Source organism: Halorhabdus sp. CBA1104 (assembly GCF_009690625.1).
Taxonomy (GTDB): domain Archaea; phylum Halobacteriota; class Halobacteria; order Halobacteriales; family Haloarculaceae; genus Halorhabdus.
This window is the reverse complement of the sequence record NZ_CP033878.1, coordinates 372,467-394,095: the sequence shown is the minus strand read 5'-3', so window position 1 is coordinate 394,095 and position 21,629 is coordinate 372,467. Positions and strand designations below refer to the sequence as shown.

The 21,629-nt window shown below is 62.5% G+C and carries 14 protein-coding genes and 2 pseudogenes; 10 read left to right on the top strand and 6 right to left on the bottom strand.

Going from position 1 to position 21,629, the window contains the following annotated elements; translation table 11 throughout:
- The first annotated feature begins 118 nt into the window (after positions 1-118).
- The 6 genes and pseudogenes from gatB to Hrd1104_RS02075 all read left to right on the top strand — a co-directional run bounded on the left by gatB (position 119) and on the right by Hrd1104_RS02075 (position 11,591).
- Positions 119-1,606 (top strand): Asp-tRNA(Asn)/Glu-tRNA(Gln) amidotransferase subunit GatB, encoded by a 1,488-nt coding sequence (gatB, locus tag Hrd1104_RS02095; RefSeq protein ID WP_154551193.1) that lies wholly within the window; start codon positions 119-121, stop codon positions 1,604-1,606.
- 2 nt (positions 1,607-1,608) lie between these two features.
- Positions 1,609-1,806 (top strand): HVO_2922 family protein, encoded by a 198-nt coding sequence (locus Hrd1104_RS02090; RefSeq protein ID WP_154551192.1) that lies wholly within the window; start codon positions 1,609-1,611, stop codon positions 1,804-1,806.
- Between the two features lie 322 nt (positions 1,807-2,128).
- Positions 2,129-4,828 (top strand): cation-transporting P-type ATPase, encoded by a 2,700-nt coding sequence (locus Hrd1104_RS02085; RefSeq protein WP_154551191.1) that lies wholly within the window; start codon positions 2,129-2,131, stop codon positions 4,826-4,828.
- A gap of 226 nt (positions 4,829-5,054) precedes the next feature.
- Positions 5,055-5,825, top strand: a pseudogene (locus Hrd1104_RS13225) (histidine kinase N-terminal 7TM domain-containing protein); the annotation flags it as partial.
- Between the two features lie 87 nt (positions 5,826-5,912).
- Positions 5,913-7,241: a PAS domain S-box protein gene (locus Hrd1104_RS13220; RefSeq protein WP_229770585.1), complete on the top strand. Its 1,329-nt coding sequence runs from the start codon at positions 5,913-5,915 to the stop codon at positions 7,239-7,241.
- Between the two features lie 217 nt (positions 7,242-7,458).
- Positions 7,459-11,591, top strand: a pseudogene (locus Hrd1104_RS02075) (DNA topoisomerase I).
- A 24-nt stretch (positions 11,592-11,615) separates the two neighbouring features.
- On the opposite strand, the gene Hrd1104_RS02070 reads toward Hrd1104_RS02075, so the two are convergent.
- The 4 genes from Hrd1104_RS02070 to Hrd1104_RS02055 all read right to left on the bottom strand — a co-directional run bounded on the left by Hrd1104_RS02070 (position 11,616) and on the right by Hrd1104_RS02055 (position 16,189).
- Positions 11,616-13,796, bottom strand: a complete 2,181-nt coding sequence (locus tag Hrd1104_RS02070; protein ID WP_154551190.1) for an amino acid permease — start codon at positions 13,794-13,796, stop codon at positions 11,616-11,618.
- Positions 13,797-13,802: 6 nt separating this feature from the next.
- Positions 13,803-14,159: a hypothetical protein gene (locus Hrd1104_RS02065; protein WP_229770512.1), complete on the bottom strand. Its 357-nt coding sequence runs from the start codon at positions 14,157-14,159 to the stop codon at positions 13,803-13,805.
- A gap of 324 nt (positions 14,160-14,483) precedes the next feature.
- On the bottom strand, positions 14,484-14,951 hold the full coding sequence (locus tag Hrd1104_RS02060; protein ID WP_154551188.1) for an Lrp/AsnC family transcriptional regulator: 468 nt from the start codon (positions 14,949-14,951) through the stop codon (positions 14,484-14,486).
- Positions 14,952-15,010: 59 nt separating this feature from the next.
- Positions 15,011-16,189 carry an ABC transporter substrate-binding protein gene (locus Hrd1104_RS02055; RefSeq protein ID WP_154551187.1) on the bottom strand — a complete coding sequence of 393 codons (1,179 nt, stop codon included), beginning with the start codon at positions 16,187-16,189 and terminating at the stop codon, positions 15,011-15,013.
- 164 nt (positions 16,190-16,353) lie between these two features.
- Between Hrd1104_RS02055 and aspS the strand changes: the two genes are divergently transcribed.
- Positions 16,354-17,658, top strand: coding sequence for an aspartate--tRNA(Asn) ligase (gene aspS, locus Hrd1104_RS02050; RefSeq protein WP_154551186.1), 1,305 nt, complete (start codon positions 16,354-16,356; stop codon positions 17,656-17,658).
- 311 nt (positions 17,659-17,969) lie between these two features.
- Here the strand turns inward: aspS and Hrd1104_RS02045 are convergent, their stop codons facing one another.
- The gene (locus Hrd1104_RS02045) at positions 17,970-18,482 is read right to left on the bottom strand and encodes a hypothetical protein (RefSeq protein WP_154551185.1); all 513 of its coding nucleotides are present in this window, start codon (positions 18,480-18,482) and stop codon (positions 17,970-17,972) included.
- The gene (locus Hrd1104_RS02040; protein WP_154551184.1) at positions 18,479-18,781 is read right to left on the bottom strand and encodes a UPF0175 family protein; all 303 of its coding nucleotides are present in this window, start codon (positions 18,779-18,781) and stop codon (positions 18,479-18,481) included. Before Hrd1104_RS02040 ends, Hrd1104_RS02045 begins: the two co-directional genes overlap by 4 nt.
- 96 nt (positions 18,782-18,877) lie before the next feature.
- On the opposite strand from Hrd1104_RS02040, the gene Hrd1104_RS02035 reads away from it, so the two are divergent.
- The 3 genes from Hrd1104_RS02035 to Hrd1104_RS02025 all read left to right on the top strand — a co-directional run bounded on the left by Hrd1104_RS02035 (position 18,878) and on the right by Hrd1104_RS02025 (position 21,295).
- Positions 18,878-19,759: a pantoate kinase gene (locus Hrd1104_RS02035; RefSeq protein ID WP_154551183.1), complete on the top strand. Its 882-nt coding sequence runs from the start codon at positions 18,878-18,880 to the stop codon at positions 19,757-19,759.
- Between the two features lie 74 nt (positions 19,760-19,833).
- Positions 19,834-20,583, top strand: a complete 750-nt coding sequence (locus Hrd1104_RS02030) for a 4-phosphopantoate--beta-alanine ligase (RefSeq protein ID WP_154551182.1) — start codon at positions 19,834-19,836, stop codon at positions 20,581-20,583.
- A 61-nt stretch (positions 20,584-20,644) separates the two neighbouring features.
- Complete coding sequence (locus tag Hrd1104_RS02025) at positions 20,645-21,295, top strand: chemotaxis protein CheC (protein WP_154551181.1); 651 nt, start codon at positions 20,645-20,647, stop codon at positions 21,293-21,295.
- The last annotated feature ends 334 nt before the right edge of the window (positions 21,296-21,629 follow it).

Genomic DNA, 21,629 nt, shown 5'->3' with positions numbered 1-21,629 from the left:
GTATCCCTGATTTTCGAAGAAGCCGGTCGCTGTCGTCGTCAGGAGAGACAGTGTCTCGGCGCCCGTCGCGGCCGCCCGGGTCGTTAGCCTTTAGCCGCGGCGCTGACAATCGCGGGCAATGACTCCCCAAGCTACCCAAGAACACGAACACGCGGTCGTGATCGGGCTGGAAGTTCACGTCCAGCTCGAAACCGACACGAAGATCTTCTGTGGCTGTTCGACCGACCTCGCCGAGGCCGAGCCCAACACCCATACCTGCCCGGTCTGTCTTGGCCTCCCCGGCGCGTTGCCCGTCCTCAACGAAGCGGCCGTCGAGGCGGCCGTGCGAGTCGGCAAGGCCATCGATGCGTCGATTCCAGAGCAAACCCGCTTTCACCGGAAGAACTACTACTACCCCGACCTGCCGAAGAACTTCCAGATCAGCCAGTACGACGCGCCGATTTGCCAGGACGGCGAACTCGAATTCACTGTCGAGGGCGAGCGCCGCACGGTCGGGATCGAACGCGCTCACCTGGAGGAAGATCCGGGGAGCCTCCAACACCAGGGCGGGAACATCGACACCGCTGAGTACACGCTCGTCAACTACAACCGCGCCGGCGTCCCCCTGATGGAGGTCGTCACCGAGCCCGACTTCCGTGACGCGACGGAAGTCAGAGCTTTCCTCGCGAAGCTGGAGGAGGTCCTCGAATACTTGGGTATCTTCGACGCGACGCGGGACGGCTCGCTTCGAATCGACGCCAACCTCTCGCTGGTCGAGGCCGAAGAAGTCGACGAGGCTGGGGAGATCGACGACGACGTGCTGGCCGAGGCCAACCGGACGGAGGTCAAGAACATCTCCAGTCACAAGGGCGCAGAGAAGGCACTGGCCTACGAGGCCCAACGGCAGAAAAACGCCGTCCAGCGCGGCCGCGAGGTCGAGCAGGAGACCCGCCATTGGGACGAGTCCCGCGGGATCACCGTCTCGATGCGCTCGAAGGAAGAAGAAAAGGACTACCGCTACTTCCGGGAGGCCGACCTGCCGCCCCTGGAGGTCAGCCACTGGAAAGAAGAGCTATCGATCCCGGAGCTTCCGGACGCTCGGCGCGAACGCTTCGGCGAGGAGTACGGGCTCAACGAGGAGGCCGCCTCGAAGCTCACCACGACCAAGCAGGTCGCAGACTTCTATGAGGACCTGGCTGCGGAGTTCGATCCCGACCTCGTGGCGACCTGGGTCGCCGACGAACTGCTGGGCGAACTCAACTACCGCGACATGGCGATCACCGACGTGACCGAGCGACTCGACGAGATCGAGCGCCTGGTCGAACTCGTCGCTCGCGAGGAGATCACCGCCAAGAACGCTCGCGAGACCGTTCTCCGGGGAGTGCTCGACGACGGCGAGGACCCCGACACGATCGTCGACCGGGAGGGCCTGGGCAAGACCGGCGGCGACGAACTCCGAGGTGCAGTCGAGGAGACCATCGAGGAGAACCCCGATGCCGTCGCGGACTACCACGACGGCGATGGCGGCGCGATCAACTTCCTGGTCGGCCAGGTAATGCAAAAGACCGGCGGCAGTGCGGACCCCGGTGACGTGAACGCGTTGTTGCGAGAAGAGCTAGCGGAGTAACCGTGCCAGCCGAACCACGGTTTGAACTGTTTCTCGATCGAGCCGACGAATGGCGCTGGCGGCTCGTTGCGGCAAACGGGGAGATCATCGCCGATAGCGCCGAGGGATACGTCTCGAAACAAGGGGCAAAGCGCGGGATCGACAGCGTCAAGCGGGTCGCCGGGGGCGCGACCGTCGTCGATACCTCGGATCGGGAATGACTCACCATCAGAGCGGAGTGTCACGAGGATATCGCTGTGTCGGTCAGTATCGCCCATGTCGCGGCCCGAGACGGGAGATTCCTCGATAAGCCGACTGTTCGGGACATCCGTGCCGAGAACGCCCAAATGGCCGGAAAACGGACAGTACTGTCGAAATAGGTGATTTATTACTCCGACCGTCGTCTTGGGGAACGATTGTCGATGACCGAGCCAGGAAGCCACCGATCCACGTTTCGAGTTGTCTCCCCGATACGTCGCGCTACAACGAGCACCCACCAGCCAGCACCGGCCGTGAACCGCCACAGGCAGATCTGAAAGGACGATGAGCGACGCACACACGGAGACAGCCTGGCACAGCCAGCCCGGCGCGGATGTCCTCGATGCCGTGAATTCGGGTCCGGACGGGCTCAGCGAGGCCGAAGCCAGTCGTCGACGCGACGAATACGGCCCCAACGAGATCCGTGACGACGAAGAGATCTCGCCGTTGGCGATCTTCGTCGATCAGTTCCGGGACGTCCTGATCTACCTGCTGATTTTCGCCATGCTGATCTCGCTTGGCGTCGGGTTGCTCCCCGGTCACGAACCCGAATACATCGACGCGGCACTGATCGGCCTCATCCTATTGGCCAACGGGATATTCGGGTTCGTCCAGGACTACCAGGCAGAGAAGTCCATCGAGGCGCTGAAAGACCTCTCGACGCCAGACGCGACGGTCATCAGGGAGGGCGAACGTCACGTCGTCGACTCTTCGGAAGTCGTCCCAGGCGACGTCATCGTCGTCGAAGGCGGCGACGCGATCCCCGCCGACGCCCGCCTCATCGAGACCGCGAGCCTCGAAACCGACGAGTCGGCCCTGACCGGTGAGAGCGCCCAGGTCACGAAGGACATCGCTCCGACCGACGAAGACGCGCCGATCGCCGAACGGACCGGCATGGTGTACATGAACACCTCGGCCGTCCGGGGCCGAGGTCGGGCCGTCGTGACCGAGACCGGAATGGATACCGAGGTCGGGGCCATCGCCGAGCAACTCAGCGAGACCGAAGACACGCAGACGCCCTTCCAAAAGGAGGTCGACCGGCTCGGTCGGACGATCGGCCTCGGGATCATGGCGATCATCGTCTTGGTCGGGATCATCCAGTTGCTGTTTACGGGCGCCGGCCCGATCTCGACGCTGCTGGTGGCGATCACGCTCGCTGTCGCCGCCGTGCCGGAAGGACTCCCTGCGGTCGTGACGCTAACCCTGGCGCTGGGTTCGCGGCGGCTACTCGACGACAACGCCCTCGTGCGGCGACTGCCGGTCGTCGAGAGTCTCGGATCAGTCGACGTCATCCTGACGGACAAGACCGGAACACTGACCGAAGACGAGATGACCGTCCGGCGACTCTACACGGACGGGCGAGAGTACGACGTGACCGGGACGGGGACGACCCCGACCGGCGAATTCGAGCGCGACGGCCAAGCAGTCGATACCGAACCCCTCGAAGCGATCCTGCGCTGCGGGACGGTGTGTAACAACGCCGAACGCGCGCCGGCCGAGGAAGAGGAGGCCTTCTTCGGCGACCCAACTGAGGTCGCACTCAAGGTCGCAGCGGAGAAAGCCGGCATCGAATCCACTGGCGAGCGTGTCCGTGAGGTCCCCTTCTCCTCGGCACGCAAGCGGATGACCGTCGTGACTGACGACGAGACCGCCTACATGAAAGGGGCACCAGAGATCGTCCTCGAACGCTGTGACCGGATCCGCGAGGGCGGCGAGGTCGTGGAACTCACCGACGAGCGTCGCCAGGAAATCCTCGATCGCAACCAGTCTTTCGCGACCGACGCTCTGCGCGTCCTCGGGTTCGCCGAGAAGTCCGGGGCCGACCCTGAAGCCGAAGCCGACGAGATCGAGTCCGGCATGGTCTTTTTGGGCCTGCAGGGGATGATCGACCCCGCCCGCGCGGAGGTCCCCGACGCCGTCGCCGACTGCCGGAGCGCCGGGATCGACGTGATCATGGTCACTGGGGACAATCGCGAGACGGCCATCGCGATCGGCGAGGAAGTCGGGTTCGATCCGGCGGGCGCGATGACCGGCACGGAGGTCGAGACCCTCTCGGACGAGGAACTTTCCGAGGCCGTCGAGGACGTCGAACTCTTCGCGCGGATGGCCCCCGACCAGAAAGTACGGGTCCTCGAAGCCGTACTCGAAAACGACCACAACGTCGCGATGACCGGCGACGGCGTCAACGACGCCCCCGCCCTCAAACGCGCCGACGTCGGCGTCTCGATGGGCGAACGCGGGACCGACGTCGCCCAGCAATCCAGCGACATGGTGTTACTCGACGATAACTTCGCGTCGATCAGAGACGCGGTTGCCGAGGGTCGGGGCGTCTTCGACAACATCCGAAAGTTCGTCAACTTCCTGCTGTCGGCCAACGCCGGCGAGGTACTCGCGGTGTTCTTCGGCGTCCTGATCGGTAGTGCACTGTTTCCGTCCCAGTTTGCCAGCGAGTCCCAGGCACTGATCCTGACGCCCGTCATGCTGCTGTGGATCAACCTCGTGACCGACGGCCTTCCGGCGCTGGCACTCGGCGTCGACCCCAAGACCGACGGGATCATGGAGCGACCGCCACGTGGCGCGGACGAACCGGTGATCAATCGCCACAGCCTGGTTTTGATCGTGGCTTTCGGTCTGATCTACGCGGCAATTGGCCTGCCGCTGTTCTTCCACGGTCTCTCCGTGAGTGACGATCTCGTCGTCGCACAGACGCTGCTGTTCACCTTCATCGTCATCGGGGAGATTATCCAGGCCCAAATCCTGCGGTGGCCCTACGGCCTGTCGTTGTTCTCGAACAAATGGCTCGTCGGGGCACTTGCGAGTTCGATCGTCCTCCACCTGGGTGTGCTGTACACGCCCGTGAACACGTTCTTCAGCGTCGAGCCGCTGGGCTGGACCCACTGGCTGTGGATGACCGCAGCAGTCGGTGCGTTTACGATGCTCGGAACTGCACTGGTCTTGGGACTCGACCGGCTGTTCGACTCTTGAGGCAGGCCCAAGAGTAGCCCCCTGCCTGACCGCAAAGCCCCGACGACTCGTCGACACGGACTTCGTGGCCGTCCGAGCAAACTATCGCGGCTTCCCGGCACACCGCCCGTGAGCGAGGGGTTTCGTCGCGTTTGACGATCCAGTCGGTGATCGAGTCGAGGCTGTCGTCGTGTCACTCCAGGAGTGGGTCGTCTCTGCTCGGGGTGTCGTCTGCTGTCATATATCGATGGTTTCCAAACTAGATGGGTCTACAACCCGGTGCAAGCTACTGCTGATCGGCAGATCCGGCCGATGCAAAGTTGTCATAAAAGTGATAGAACTGATAAGGGAATCGCTTCTGATATTTAGAAGTGTGGGATTCACAGCTGGGCTACCAACGTGGATTTTACTCGTCGTCTCCGGTATCAATATAGGCATTGCGATTATCGCTGCGCGCCGGCAGGGAGTCCGGGGCGCGATCCCGTTTGCTGCCGTGATGGTCGCTATATCACTGTACACGCTAGGAGCCGGCGTCCGAGCAGCGAGTGAGACCCTTACACTGTATCGAGCTGGGACCGTCGTCAAATATGCCGGCATCCTTGGACTCGGACCCACGCAACTTTGGTTCGGCGTAACCTACACCGGGAGAGATTCGCTGCTCACCACGCGGCGGTGGATACTGTTGCTGGCGTGGCCAGCCATCGCCTTCGTCCTCGTCGTGACCGCACCGATGCACGATCTCCTGTGGACCGTAAAGGGATTCGCCACAACAGCACCAGTTGCATCGGTCAACCGCGTCGACAGCCCACTCGTCTGGGTGAATATCGCATATACATACGTGTTGATCGTTGTGACGTATGGGCTGATAGCGGAAGTCGGACTCAACCGAGGCGGTCGGTATCGCACGTAAGTCCTGCTGATACTGTCTGGCGGCGTGCTGCCGTTCGTGGGTTCGATGATACTGTTGCTGTACGGGAACCCATCGGCAGCCTGGGATCCAACAGCGTTCGCGAGTACGATTACCGGTATCGTCGTCGCAATCGCACTGTTTCGGTTTGACTTCCTTGATTTGGTTCCCGTCGCGAGACACACGCTCGTCGACGAGATGAGCGATCCGGTTTTCGTCGTCGACATCGACGATCGTGTCATCGATATAAACAAAGCAGGGATAGAACTCTTGGGCACCCAAAAGCAGGACTTTCTCGGACAGCCCGCTGCTGAGGTCATTCCCTCGTTCGACTGCTTGCGTGACAGCGATGAGAATTCCAGTACTGACGTGACCGTCGAGACCGACGATACCGTCCGGTTTTTCGATAGTAGCCGGACGACACTGACCGACAGGACCGGCACACCGAGAGGGTCGATATTCATCTACCGTGACGTGACAGAGCGCCACGCTGTCGAGGAGCGATTCAAGCGACTCATCGAGCAGTCCTCGGATATGGTTGCGATTATCGACGGAGACGGAACAATAACACACGTCAGTCAATCGGTCGAGGAGATACTCGGGTACGAAACGGACGATTTGATCGGTGAAAACGTCGCCAAACGCGTCCATCCTGCTGATAGAGAGACGATCCGCTCGGATCTGGCCGAATACATCGACGAGGACGGATACACCAGTACGTACAGAGTGAGGGTCCGCAACTCGGCCGAGGAGTGGAGAGTTATCGAAGCACGAGCGAGAAACTTACTCGAGGACCCGTTTGTCGAAGGGGTCGTGCTAAATGTGCGGGATATAACGAAGACTCAACAGCAAAAGCGAAAACTCGAACGGCAGAACGAACGTCTCGATCAATTCGCCAGCATCGTCTCTCACGATCTCCGGAATCCGCTGAACGTCGCCACTGGGCGCCTCGAAATGCTCACGGCAGACGTTGGCGAGGGTCATTCGGACTCTATTGAGACGATCCAGCGCCAACTCGACCGCATGGAACAGATCATCGAGGATTCACTCACGCTGGCCCGATCCGGAGAGACGGTAACTGAGAGGACACCCGTGGATCTCGAAACGCTCGCCCGTGACGCCTGGAGCAGTGTCGAAACCGCTAACGGAGCGCTCGTGATCGAACAGTCCCTGCAACTGAACGGAGACAAGAATCGTCTGCGCAACGTCTTCGAGAACCTCTTTCGAAACAGTATCGAGCATAATGAGTCGGCTAGTCTGACCGTCAGAGTTGGTCCCCTCTCCGAGGAGCGTGGGTTCTACGTCGAAGACACTGGCAGCGGCGTTCCGAGCGAGGAGCGTGAATGTGTATTCGAGCAAGGATACACGACGAGTCAAGACGGGACGGGCTTTGGTCTCGCTATCGTCTCGGACATCGTCCAGGCCCACGGCTGGCAGATTTCACTCGCGGAGAGCGAAAGCGGCGGCGCGAGGTTCGAAATCGAGTGCACACAGCCCCCGGTCGAGAGCGAACACACCAGCAGGTGAGGTTCCTGTGCGCGAGACGGCTATCTCGATGGAGTCGATCGACACCGATTATTGTGACGAGTTCACATCGGTCAACACGTCGACAGCGCATGCGCGCGAGTAACGCGTGCGCGTCTTGTCCCGCCGCAGTCGGGCGATTTTGTCGCCGAAAGACATATGGGACGTTCTCCGCGTAGCGAGGCATAATGAGTGACCAGCCTGCCGGTGGTGATCGGCGGTGCGCCTGATCGTCACCGAGAAGGACAATGCCGCTCGGCGGATCGCCGAGATCCTCAGTGGCGAATCAGCGAACGCCGAGCGGCAAAACGGCGTCAACGTCTACCGATGGGGCGGCCAGCGTGTCGTCGGCCTCTCGGGACACGTCGTCGGCGTCGATTTCCCGCCCGAATACGAGGACTGGCGGGACGTCGAACCGGTCGAGTTGATCGACGCCGACGTCGTCACGACGCCAACCCGCGAGAACATCGTCGCGACGCTACGGAGTCTCGCGCGGACGGCCGAGGGGTCGTCATCGCGACAGACTACGACCGCGAGGGCGAACTCATCGGCAAAGAAGCCTACGAGCTGATCCGCGAAGAGACTGAAGCACCCGTCGAACGCGTCCGCTTCTCCTCGATCACCGAGCGGGAAGTCCGTGAGGCCTTCGAGAACCCGGACGAGATCGACTTCGACCTCGCCGCGGCAGGGGAAGCCCGCCAAATCGTCGATCTGATCTGGGGAGCAGCACTGACGCGGTTTCTCTCCCTTTCAGCGAAGCAACTGGGGAACGACTTCATCTCCGTCGGCCGAGTCCAGAGCCCGACGCTGAAGATCCTCGTCGACCGCGAGCGCGAAATACAAGCGTTCGAGCCGGACGACTACTGGGAGATCGTCGCAGACCTCGCGAAAGACGGCGACGCCTTCGAGGCCCAGTACTTCTACGACGACGACGGCAGCGAGGCCGAACGCATCTGGGACGAATCGGCCGCCAAAGCGGCACACGCGGATCTCGCGGACACAGATCGGGTGACTGTCACGGAAGTCCGCCGACGGACGCGGACCGACGACCCGCCGGCCCCCTTCGATACGACCGCGTTCATTTCGGCGGCCGGCTCGCTGGGCTACTCTGCTCAACGCGCCATGTCGATCGCCGAAGAACTGTACACCGACGGGTACATGACCTACCCCCGGACGGACAACACGGTCTATCCGGACGATCTCGATCCCGAGGAGCTACTCGAAGCCTTCGAAGGCAACTACGAGTTCGGCGACGACGCCCAGAGCTTGCTCGAAAACGAGGACATCGAACCGACCCGCGGCGACAACGAGTCGACCGACCACCCGCCGATCCATCCGACCGGCGAGATCCCCGACCGCGACGAAATCGGTGCGGATGCCTGGGAAGTCTACGAACTCGTCGTCCGGCGGTTCTTCGCAACTGTCGCACAACCGGCCACCTGGGCACACCTCCGCGTCGTCGCCCAGTGCGAGGGGCGATCGCTGAAGGCAAACGGCAAGCGGCTGATCGAGGAGGGATACCACGCCGTCTACCCGTACTCCTCGGCCGGCGAGACGTTCGTCCCCGCCGTCGAGGAGGGCGACGAACTCGCGATCAGCGACGTCGAACTGGAAGCCAAGCAAACCCAGCCACCCCGGCGATACGGCCAATCACGGCTGATCGAGCGGATGGAACAACTGGGGATCGGAACGAAGTGCCTGACATCGGACACGAAGGTACTACACAGGGATCGCAACGGGGACATCGTACGGACAGCAGTGTCAGAATTGTTCGAGCGTGGGAGCGTTGTACTGGCGGACGGGGATACGGATATTGCGACGACAGAACAGGGGCCGACGACGCTGTCGTTCGTCGAAGATCACGGCAGGTTGGAGGAGCGCGAACAGACGCTCGTCAGCGAACGTCCGCTCGCGGAAGACGAACAGATCATCGAGATCACGACGACGAATGGACGACTCTCAGTCACTGATGATCACCCCGTATACGTCCGATCCGATACCGGGATCGAGGTCCGGAACGCTGGGACGATCGCTCCCGGCGACGAAGTACTGACGACACGCCCAGCTGTCGATGGAAGCTGGGACCGCAACGACCCGTCGGTCGTCTGCCAGTGGATGGAGTTCGCAAACAGCTGTGATATACACTCGAAGCTGTATGGGGCTGGATGTGCGAATGAACTTCGCGACCATCGGGAAGATCTCGGCGAGACACAGCGGTCGTTCGCTGAGCGATACGGGACGGATCAAGCGGCCATCAGCGAGTATGAAACCGGAAAACGAGACGTTCCAGTGTGGTTGCTAGGCGAACTCGGGATCCGGCCCGAGCAGTTGCACGGATTGAATTACGATCTACGGTTCGACAATCCGTTCCCGGTCCGGTGGAGTCCAGAGCTGGCACGAATTCTGGCAAATCTTCTCGGCGATGGATCAATCCATGTGAACACCGACGAAAACACAGTCGACGTCCGGTACCACAACACCGATCGACGACTCATCGACCGATTCGTCCGAGACATTGAGGCGCTGTTCGGTATCGCACCGACGGTTTCCGAACGGCAACAACGGGACGAGGCCCATCGGACAAAGTATCAGGTAACTCTGCCGGGAGCTGTCGGCCGAGTGCTCCAGTATCTGCTCGAGACGATAACGACTGACGGATGTCCGACAGTCCCGGAGCCGCTACAGCCGGTGTTTGTCGGTGCACTGTTCGACGATGAGGGCCACACCTCTCGAGAACGGAAGGCGTTCATTTCGAATACGGACCACGACCTGTTGACCGGAGTCGCGACGATGCTCGAGTCCTGGGGCATCGAAACGACACTGTCGACCGAGCAGCACAAACTACACATCAGGGGCCGAAACAACCTTGAGCAGTTTTTCGATACGATTCCGGTTGCCGCGGACGAGAAGTTCTATCGTGGGTTGGACGGACTCAAGCAGTACGACGTGACTCGCCACAAGGCGCGGATTCTCGAAGCCGCTGCGGAGACACCGCGCTCAAGCAGCGAACTCGCCGACAGAACCGGCCTGTCCGTAAGTCGGACCGAAGCGTTGATACGGTCGCTCCGCGAGGAGGATTATCTCACGACGCGTGAGGTTGAAACTGGTAGTCAAAACCGATACGTAGCTGACGGATTCGCTGACTCGATTTTCGCCGCCGTTCTCGGCTACCCGTCAGGTTCGACCGTTATTGATGTCATCGGACGGGAATACGACGGGCCCGTGTACGACCTCACCGTCGACCCAGACGCGCCGAACTTCGCCGTCGAAGGTGGAGTCGTAGTTCACAACTCCACACGGCACAACATCATCGAGAAACTCTACGACCGCGGCTACGTCGAGGACGACCCACCCCGGCCGACGAAACTCGCAGAGGCGGTCGTCACGGCCGCCGAAGAGTACGCCGATCACGTCGTCAGCGACGAGATGACGGCCCAACTGGAGGCTGACATGACAGCGATTGCCGACGGTGACGTGGCCCTGGAAGACGTGACCGCCGAGTCCCGAGAGATGCTCCGGGAGATCTTCGAGGAACTTCGCGCCTCGCGCGAAGAGATCGGCGACTTCCTACAAGAGTCACTGAAGGCCGATCGGACCCTGGGGCCTTGTCCGGAGTGTGGCGAGGACCTGCTCGTCCGGGAGAGCCGCCACGGCTCGCACTTCGTCGGTTGCGATGGGTTCCCCGAATGTCGATTCACCCTCCCGTTGCCGAGTTCGGGCGAGCCACAGGTGATAGACGAAACCTGCGAGGATCACGACCTCCAGCACGTCAAGATGCTCGCTGGTCGGGACACGTTCGTCCACGGCTGTCCGCGTTGCAAGGCCGAGGCAGCCGACGAGAGCGAGGACGAGGTGATTGGGACGTGTCCCGAGTGCGGGGCTAGCGGTGCTCCAGCGGAGCACCGGAACGGAGGCGGCGAAGCCGCCGAGACAGATGAGGGCGGCGAGTTGGCCATCAAACACCTTCGATCGGGCTCGCGCCTGGTCGGGTGTACGCGCTATCCCGACTGTGAGTACTCGCTGCCGCTGCCCCGCCGGGGGGAGATCGTCGTGACCGAGGCGACCTGCGAGGACCACGAGTTACCACACATCGAAGTCCACGACGACGGGGACGACGAGCCCTGGGAACTGGGGTGTCCGATCTGCAACTACGAAGAGTTCCAGGCCCGCAATGCCGTCGAAGAACTGGAGGACATCGACGGCATCGGCCCGGCGACTGCCGAAAAACTCGAAGACGTTGGCGTCGAAGCGCCCGAAGATCTCGAAGCTGTCGATCCCGACACGATCGCCGGTGACGTCCAGGGGGTCAGTGCGGATCGAATCCGGGAGTGGCAGACCGAGTTGTCCGCCTGAGTTCCGTTCTGGCACCCACGATCGTCAGTACACGATACGCTGGATGAGTCGCCCGATCAGTCCGGGCTGTCCGTCGCCTCCGGGGTGTAACACGAGCGCGTTTCCACGTTTCGCGACGTCGATCCCGGGACCAGTACGGAGGATCGCACCGCCCGTATCGGCAACGACGACGATATCGGCGTCGTCGGTCGCCCGAACGAGGGCGGCCGCGTCGTCGTCGCTCTCGACGATCGCCGATTCGGTCGGGACCGAACAGAGATCCGCCATCTCGGCGTGGTACTGGTCGACCGAAGCACGCCGTTCCTGGGTCGCATCCGGCGCGATCCCGTGGACGAGTTCGATCGTCGCCTCACGGGCCGTCGCGAGCAGGTTCGCGATCCGAACTTTCTCGGGGTCGAAGGGACCGCCGTCGTCGACTAGGGCGATACGGTCGATGCCATCGAGGCTCTCGGCGTCGACGCCCAATACGTCGAACGAGCGGTTTGGGCCGAAGAGGACGTCCGAAAGGCCCTCGGTGAACGTCGGGCCGGATTCGTCGACGACGAGAAGATCGTAGCCGTGGAGATCAGCGACGTTCGCCACCGCCCGGTCGACGTCGTGGCTGACGATCTCACCGTACTCGACGGGGACACCGGCGTTCTCTGCGAGGGTGGCTGTCCGTTCTTCGAACACCTGATCGGCTTCCGAGAGCGTCGACTCGGCGTACGACAGCGGCGTCTGGTCGGGCACCTGATCGAACTGGACGACCGTGACCGTCCCGTCTCGGGCGCGAGCGACCGGGACCGCCACGTCCAACAGTCGCTCCTCGGCGGCCGCCGTGGTGCCCTCGGTGAGCGCCACGAGGACGTCAGATTTATCGGCGTCGTGACAGACAGAGCGAGTCTCCTCGACGGCTCGCCTGTCGATGCCGCGTCGGATCGCATCAGTGAGTGCGCCTTCCCGGGCCACGTTGCGGTGAGCGTACGCGAAGTACCAGCCGACGCTACCGACGATGATAGCGATCGCACCGACAAACGGGATCAGTCCCATCTGGGTGAGCAAGACGAGCCCACCCAGGACGCCGAATCCCTGCAACCAGGGGTACAGCGGTGACTCGTAGCTGGGATCGTAGTCGATGTCACTCTCTCTGAATGCGACCAGAGCCACGTTGATCAACACGAACACGAGAATCTGGAACGCGCTCGCGAGTTTGGCGATATCCATAATCGGGACGAACGCGATCAGCCCCAGCATGACGAGACCCGTCAGGGCGATCGCCGTGACGGGCGTCCCGAACCGGTCGCTGACGTTGGCGAAGGTCGGCGGCGCGAGGTCGTCGCGGCTCATCGCGAAGGGGTAGCGCGACGAGGAGAGCAATCCGGCGTTGGCCGTGCTAATCAGCGCGAAGATCGCCGCGATGACCACCGCGATGACGCCGGGCGTGGACATCGTCGCCTGAGCCACGTCGGCCACCGGCGTCTTCGAACCGACGATCCCTGACGGATCGACGCCGACGATCACTGCCACGACCAGGACGTATAGGAGTGTGGTGAAGCCAAGCGACCAGATCATCCCGCGGGGAATGATCCGATCGGGGTCCTCGATCTCCTCGGCGACGCTCGCGATCTTCGTCACCCCCGCATAGGAGACGAAGACGAACCCGGTCGCCTCCAGGATACCACCGGCTCCCGACCCCAGGAACCCGTCGAAGGAAGCAGTCTGGACCGACCCGAGACTCCCGCCGACGAACCAGGCCATCGCCGCGAGCATCACCCCGACGATAATGACCTGGAGACGTCCCGTCTGTTTTGCCCCAAAGAGGTTCACGAGGATGAGGACGGCTGCCAACGCGAGGGCGACCGGCTTGATCGGCAACTCGAAGTACAACAACAGGTACGGGACACCGCCGACGAGCGCGAGCGCGCCTTTGAACGAGAGGGCGAACCACGTCCCGATCCCCGCGATCGTCCCGAGGAGCGGTCCCATCCCACGTTCGATGTAGAGGTAGGTGCCCCCGGCTTCGGGCATCGCGGTCGCCATCTCTGCTTTGCTGAGTGCAGCCGGAAGGACGACCAGTGCGGCCAAAACGTACGCCAGTACCACCGCTGGGCCGGCCATCTTCAACGCGAGGGCCGGCAGGATGAAAATGCCACTGCCGACCATCGCGCCGATGCTGATTGCCAGTACTGATGCTAATCCGAGGTCTCGTTCCAGTTCTTTCGGCATTGTGAATTAAGCAGTCTCAAGCGAACGCTGAGCAGTGTACGCGAAGGGGTCGATCGGAGGAATCGTCGCTGCCGGGGTATCGTCGAACGCGGTCTCCTGGGCCGAATCGCCGACACGAGCGATCAGTCGGTCGACACCGTGGCCGGTGGGGAGCTGTCGGGCGGGGAGTGGTTTGATTGATGCACGCCGAGTCCCGAGGAAGGCGACCTCGGTCCGCAACTTCTCGCCATCGACCTCAGTCAGTTGCGCCGAGACACTGGCGCGCTCGGCCCGTCGTTTCTGGTCGCCTCTGACGTCACTGGTCGATTCGACGGCGAGAACGTCTTCACGATCGATGCTACGCTGACTCATCCTGGCAGCCATGCTCCTGGGTCGTCTCGGAGGGCGATCACCGTCTTGTGTACACAGTCTCCTGTGCACGTCGAACCACGTTGCTGCATTCGGTTAGCCGTTATTCACGGAGCGTGATAAACTAGTCGCCTTTTTCGACGGTTCGTCAAATAAATCGGCAAATATGACTGAGGAGGGGCGTAACTCGATGGGAGACAGCGACGACGCTCAGGCAGAGCGGCCACCACGACGACGTTTCGATATCCGTCTACAGACCCCGACTGCGACGGGACGAAAACAGCCAGATCGTGAGGAAATGAACGGCAGGCCGGGCCACAGAGGCGTCCACCGACGGGACTAGTCTTCGACGGCAAACCCCTCGTAGGGCGTCTCGTACTCGTTGCGAATGATATCCTCGTCTTCGATCGTGAAGCCAATCTCGTCGAGTTCCCGACCGATACGGCTCAGGTCGTCGCCGTCCCGGCCGACAGCCTCGACGTGAACGTTTTCGTTGCCCGTCATCACTTCCCGGACGGCGACCACACCGTCGACTTCTTGGGCTTGGTTCGCGAGCCGCTCCCGTTGGGGAACCGGGGCCGTACAGAGAATGAGTGTGTGTAACTGTAATCCGGTTTGTTCGTAATTGATCTCTGCGTGGTACCCCGTCAACACCCCGTCGTCTTCGAGACATTTGATTCGGGTTCGGACCGTACTCGGCGCGACATCCATGCGTTCGGCGATCGTGCTCGTCGACATGTTCCTGGCGTCGTGTTGCAACGCGTAGATGATGGCCCGATCGAGGTCATCGAGGTCGTGAGTCGCCATTGGACTTCGTTCCGGGTGGACGAAAAGAAACGTTGTGGTCGTCGTCCCGCGAGGGCGTCTTACTGTTCGAAGACGTCGATGATTTGGTCTGTAGCGGCGTCGCTGTCCCAGTCGGTCATGAACGACGCAAAGGCGTCGAGCAGTTCGATACGCGTCTGGGTGGTGGCGCTGAGGCCATGGGCTATCGACTGGGGCTGGTCGCGGGCACGCTCGAGGGCGCTGGCCTGATCCTGTCCGAACGCCGAAAGGGCGTCCGTCGGGGCGTCACTCCGGGCTGGGAGCGATCCCTTGGCCCGGGTGAACGCGACTTGGCCGTCGGGCGAACCGGTGTACTCCAGAAACGGACGGATGAGGGCCATGTCTGCGGCTTTCGAGGGCGTCATCGCGTCGATGCTGACGACGTACATGTCTTCGGTCCCGGGGAACGCGACGCGTTGCCAGTCGTCCTCGTAGGTGAACTCCGTGGTCCCGACGAAGACGCCACCAGCCCAGTCACCCTGCTGGTAGAAGGGGGCATCACCGGCGATAAACCGCTCGTTGGCTTCGACCAGTGACGTGTAGACGGCATCGTCGGGTGCCGCGGCGGCGAACGTGGCCACGATGTCGAGCGAATCCACGATAGCGTCCCGGTTTGGACGAGCACGGCCACCGGTCACCGCCTCGAAGGTTTCGTGATCGTACTGCCCCAGCAAGACGAGTTCCCAAAGCTGCAAGACGAGCCACGGTTCTTTCATCGGCAGCAGAAACGCCGCGCCGTCGATATCAGCCTCAGCCACGAGTGTGGCAAACTCGCGGGGGGAATCGGGCGTCGACGGATCGATGCCCGCTGCTTTGGCCGCAGCGACGTTCACGTAGAGGTCGTTGATCCGATGCATCGAGTACGGAACCGCTCGATACACACCATCGACCTGGGCGGCGTCACGAGCCACGTCCCGGTAGTTGCGTTCCATCGCAGTCTCCGTGAACAGGTCTGTCACGTCCGCGAGCACGTTCGCCTGGTCGTAAGCCCGGAGATTCGCCCCAGCCCACCCGGTCCAGACATCCGGTGGGTCACCGTCCAGAATACGACTTTTGACCTGAAGGCGCGTATTGTCGTAACTTATTGGGTCGATGGCCGTCGTGTGGGTTCGCCGATATTCCTCCAGAAACGCCTCGAGTGCGCGCTCACCGTCGCCACCAACGTGATAGTGAACGAGCTCGATCGTCCCGGCCTGGGGTTCACCCATTTTGGGTGCCATATACCTGATCTTTCATGAGAGAGTGACTTAAATACATTTGTTCGTCGGTCCGGTTCGCGCCGCTGGTATCGCAACGAAATCGAGGAGGCGGGCGATATCACGACACCATTGCGGGGCGAGTCAGGATAAGTGGAGTTTAATCCCCGGCGGCAAAATACGGGGGCATGCACGATCGGACGTACGCTGCTGTAGCCAAATCAGGAGAGACCGCGACCGTCGCGGGCTGGGTACACGAGATCCGAGACCTCGGCGGGATCGCGTTCCTGATCCTCCGTGACCAGACCGGCAAGATCCAGATCAAAATCGAGAAAGACGAACTGCCCGAGGAAATCGTCGAGAGTGCACTCGACGTCCATCGGGAGAGTGTCGTCCGCGTGGTCGGACCAGTCGAAGACGAGGAACGCGCGCCGACCGGTGTCGAGATCACGCCCGAGGAGTTCGACGTGATCGCGCCCGCCGATCCCGAACTCCCACTGGACCCGTCGGGCAAGGTCGACGCCGAACTCCCGACTCGCCTGGACAACCGGACGCTCGACCTCCGCAAGTCCGAGGTCAAGGCCATCTTCGAGATCCGCGCGGAGATCCTTCGCTCCGTCCGGGAGGCGTTCCGCAGCCTGGACGCCACGGAGATCAACACGCCGAAAATCGTCGCGACCGGGACCGAGGGCGGAACCGAATTGTTCCCGATCACGTACTTCGGCCAAGAGGCGTTCATGAATCAGAGCCCCCAGCTGTTCAAGCAGCTGATGGTCGGCTCCGGCCTCGAACGCGTCTTCGAGATCGGCCCGATCTTCCGTGCCGAAGAGCACAACACGCCCCGGCACCTCAACGAAGCCACCTCGATCGACTTCGAGTCGGCCTTCTACGACCACACCGAGGCGATGGACGCTTGCGAGACAGTCGTGAAAGCTGCCTACGAAGGCGTCGCACAGAACTGCGCCGAGGAACTCGAAACGCTCGGCCTGGCCGAGGACTTCGAAGTTCCCGGGGGCGACTTCCCGCGGCTCACCTACGAGGAGGCCATCGAGCGCGTCAACGCCACTGGCGAACTCGATGACGTGCTGGTGTGGGGCGACGACCTCTCGACGGAGGCCGAACACGCCCTCGGCCAGGCTGTCGGCGAGCACTACTTCATCACCGACTGGCCCAGCGAGATCAAGCCCTTCTACATCAAGGATCACGACGACGATCCCGAACTCTCGACGGGCTTCGACATGATGCACCCCTCGATGGAACTCGTCTCGGGCGGGCAGCGTGAACACCGCCACGACCACCTCGTCGACGGCTTCGAACAGCAGGGCCTGGACCCGTCAGCCTTCGAGTACTACACCAAGATGTTCAAGTACGGCATGCCGCCACACGCTGGCTGGGGCCTTGGCGGCGAGCGCCTGGTCATGACGATGCTCGGGCTGGAGAACATCCGCGAAGCGGTGCTGTTCCCGCGAGACAGGCAACGGCTCTCGCCGTAGGCGAGAACGTTCCTGTCGGCGGAGGCTCGGAAGTCACAGCCCGCGTGGCCGGCGCAGCCGGCCACGTTCCTAAAGGTCGGCAAAGCCGACCTTTCGCGCAGTCGAGCGGAGCGAGGCGAGCAGGACCGTCTTCCGGCGTTCCCGCGAGATCGTCAGCGACTCTCCCCGTAGAGTCGCCCGATCTCGTAGCGGCCAGAGACCGACAGCGGCTGAGCCCCTAGCGAGGTCGAAGGAAGTGTAGCCTCGAAACACGAGCGGTGAAGACGGTGGGGCCAGTGACACACTCCGTCGAGCGCTTGTGTAGCCAGGAGTCAGAGATCCCCAATTGCCTGGGCGCGGAGTGCACCCGTCAAGTGCAACCCGTGGCTGTCGATCCGGCGAGCGATCCGCTTTGCCTGGGTGGTCTTGAGGTACTTGTCCTCGCTTGCGGCCCGGACCACGACGCCAAAGGTCCCAGTGACTGTCGCTCCGAGGCCGTCGGCGATGGTCCGAAACGGGCGATCGTCGGTGACGAGCCCGATTGCCGACGCCTCGTCGCCGTCCATCGCTGCCAAAATCGGTTCCAACAGCCGACTCTCGACAACGGGCTCAGAGAAGCCAACGATTGTCTGGGCCTGCTCGGCGTACTCGGTATCGATGGGTTCGATCGTCGCGCCGCCGTCGTCGACGAACTTCGCTAGGTTCGTCTTGGCTGGCTCGGTCGAGACCGCCTCGGCGACCAGTTGCGGGACGACGATGTCGCCGTCGAAGGTACCAAGCAGTTTTGTCTCCCCGACAATCCCCAGATCGACCAGTGGCACCGGCCCGACGAAGATCCGAGTCATAGGTCTCTGGCCGCCTCGACCTCACGCTCGATGTCCTCCCGCGTCAGTTGGACCGTCAAATTTCGATCGCGGGCGATCGCCAGCCACTCGCCGACGGTGACGTTCGCCAGCCTGGCCGCCTCGGCGACGCCGACGTCACCGGACTGATAGCGCTCGACAGCGAGCCGAACCCGCAGGTCAGACAGGCCCTCGCGAAGGGCCTTACGGATCGTCGTACTGCGGTCTTCCTCCAGTAACTCGGCCACTGATTCGAGTTCGGCCTTCTCCTCGTCGGGCAAGCGAACGCTGACTGATGGCATGTGTATACAATCGGAGACAGCGTAAACACACATCAATCTGGCGACCGCCGGAACGGTCTCGAAGGGTTCTACCGGACGGCCATCGAAGAGCCGTCGATGACCGACGAGGCGAAAGCGTTCGTGCCGGGGCACGTGACGGGATTTTTCGCCGTCGAGCGGACCGACGATCCGACGACGACAGGCTCGCGTGGAGGCGGGCTGACGCTTTCCGACGGCGTGACAGTGACGGTCAGGCCCGATACGGAGACCGAGATACTCCTCGACGACGTGAGCGTTGACATCGGGGCTGTCGAGGGTGTTCTGGAAGCTCTCGGGATCGAGGCGACGGTGATCGGCGAGACCGATCTGCCACTCGGTTCGGGCTTTGGCGTCTCCGGGGCGATGGCACTGGGAACGGCACTGGCAGCGACTGACGGATTCGATCTCGAACTCTCGATGGCCGAACTCACGACCGTCGCCCACGGCGCAGAGGTCCAGGCCGGGACCGGTCTGGGTGACGTGGTCGCACAGGCCCGCGGGGGCATGGTGTTACGGCTCGAAGCGGGTGGGCCTCGGGCGAACGAACTGGACGGGCTACCGGCCCGCCCTCGCGTGGAATACCTGACACTTGGCGAACTCGACACGAGCGACGTGATCGGCGGCGACACCGAGCGCCTCTCGGCAGCCGGCGACGACGCCCTCTCACGGGTCGTCGAGCAACCGACCGTCGAGCAGTTCATGTACGCCTCGCGGCGTTTCGCCCGCGAAGCTGGGCTCCTGACACCCGACGTCAAAGACGTGATCATGGACGTAACAGAGGCCGGTGGCGAAGCGTCGATGGCGATGCTCGGCGAGACGGTGTTCGCACTCGGGACCGGCCTCTCGGACGCCGGATACGACCCGCACGTCTGTCGTGTCGATCCCACAGGTGCGACAGTACTCGGAGGCAGTCATCGCGACCAGGCTGAGCTGCAACCACACGCCAGCGACGGGAAGTAACAGGCCAGCAGGGCGGCCGCCCCGGCGACGGCGAGTTGCCGACGTTTTTCACCGACGGGACCCGACCGAGTGATATGAGCGATGTCGAGGTTCCGGAGAGTCACCCACGCTACGAGTCGCTGTTGACCCGCCACCGTATCGAGGCAGGGGTCGAGAAAGGGATCACGAGCCAGCAAGGGCTGATCGCCCAGGGTCGCGGCGAAGCCTTCGATTACCTGCTGGGCGAGCGGACGATCGACAGCGCCGAAGCGGCCGAACGCGCCGCGGCCGCACATCTGCTGTTGGCCGACCATCCCGTGCTCTCGATCAACGGCAACGTCGCCGCCCTCGTTCCCGGGGAAGTCGTGGAACTCGCCGCGGCGACGGGTGCCGACCTGGAGGTCAACCTGTTCAACCGGACCGAGCAACGCATCCAGGCGATCGCCGAGCACCTCCGTGAACACGGTGCCGAGTCAGTCAAAGGCCTCGCGGCGGACGAACGGATCCCGGGCCTGGACCACGAGCGGGCGAAAGTCGACGCCGACGGGATCTACGACGCCGATGTGGTCGTCGTCCCCCTAGAAGACGGCGACCGCGCCCAAGCACTGGGCGAGATGGACAAAACCGAAATCGTGATCGACCTCAATCCGCTGTCCCGATCGGCCCAGGCCGCCACAGTCCCGATTATCGACAACGTGATCCGGGCCATCCCGAACATGACGGCCCACGCCCGTCAGTTACGAGCCCACGACGACGAGCAATTGCGCGCGATCGTCGCGGACTTCGACACCGAGGCGACTCTCGCCGCCGCCGAGCAAGCGATCAGAAGCGGCGACAGCGAGTAGCGCTGGGGCGACCGCCGGGAATGGCGGAGTACTTACGTAGCCGCGCCGGGTAGAGAGGGCCATGAGTCTGGAAGTGGACATCCGGAAACTCGATCTTTTCAACAAGATCGCACGGGAGGGGTCCGAAAAGGTCTCGGCCCACCTCGATCAAATGGCTGGTCTGCAGACGGAGATTGCCGTCTCGAAGATCAACTTCCTCGATATCGAGGACGTCCGCACCCACATGGGCGAGGGCGACCGTGTTGGTATCTACGTCGAATTGACCGAACCGCCCCACGGCTACGTCCTGTTCATGCTCGAATCCGACGACGCCAAAGAACTGGCGAGCCTGCTGGTCGGCGACATCGGCAGTGACGACAGCGAGGGCTTTTCTGATATGGAACGATCGGCGATTCAAGAGGTCGGCAACATCATGACCTCCGGCTACATCGACGGGTGGGCAAACGTACTAGACACGACGATCGGAATGTCGACACCATCGTTCGCGTATGGGCCGGCCAGCGGCATCGTCGACAAGATGGGTGGCTGGCCCGAGGAGGACATCGCGTTCGTCATCGACTCAGAGTTGACCGCGAGCGAGGGTGACGTCGGGCTGACGATCTACACCTTCCCCAAACTTGTCGAACTGGTCGATCTGATCCAGGATATCGACGTCGAAACCGTCGTCGGCGAAGACACGATCGCCTCCACAGACATCGCCGACAACGCCTGAGTCGCTCAGTTCTGCAATGGTTGGCCCAAAATCCACGACCGACGCTCCACTCGCGTGAACGTCTCTGCGGATCGTTCTCGAAACGACAGCGGCGGTGCCGGGTCCGTGGGAAGTTCGCCAAGTACGGATCGTCGAAGTTCGGCGGGCAGTCGCCGTGATCTCGACAGAGATCATCGGCCGCAGTTACGTCGAAACCGAGGGTTCGTCGAGTACCGAACGCGAGCGGGTCGTCTCGTCGGCCAGTGTACCCACCGGTTGATCGACTCCGATCGGAGCGGGTCTATCACACTATCACGAGCCCAATTGTGACAGCCACGGGGCACCGAGCACAGCG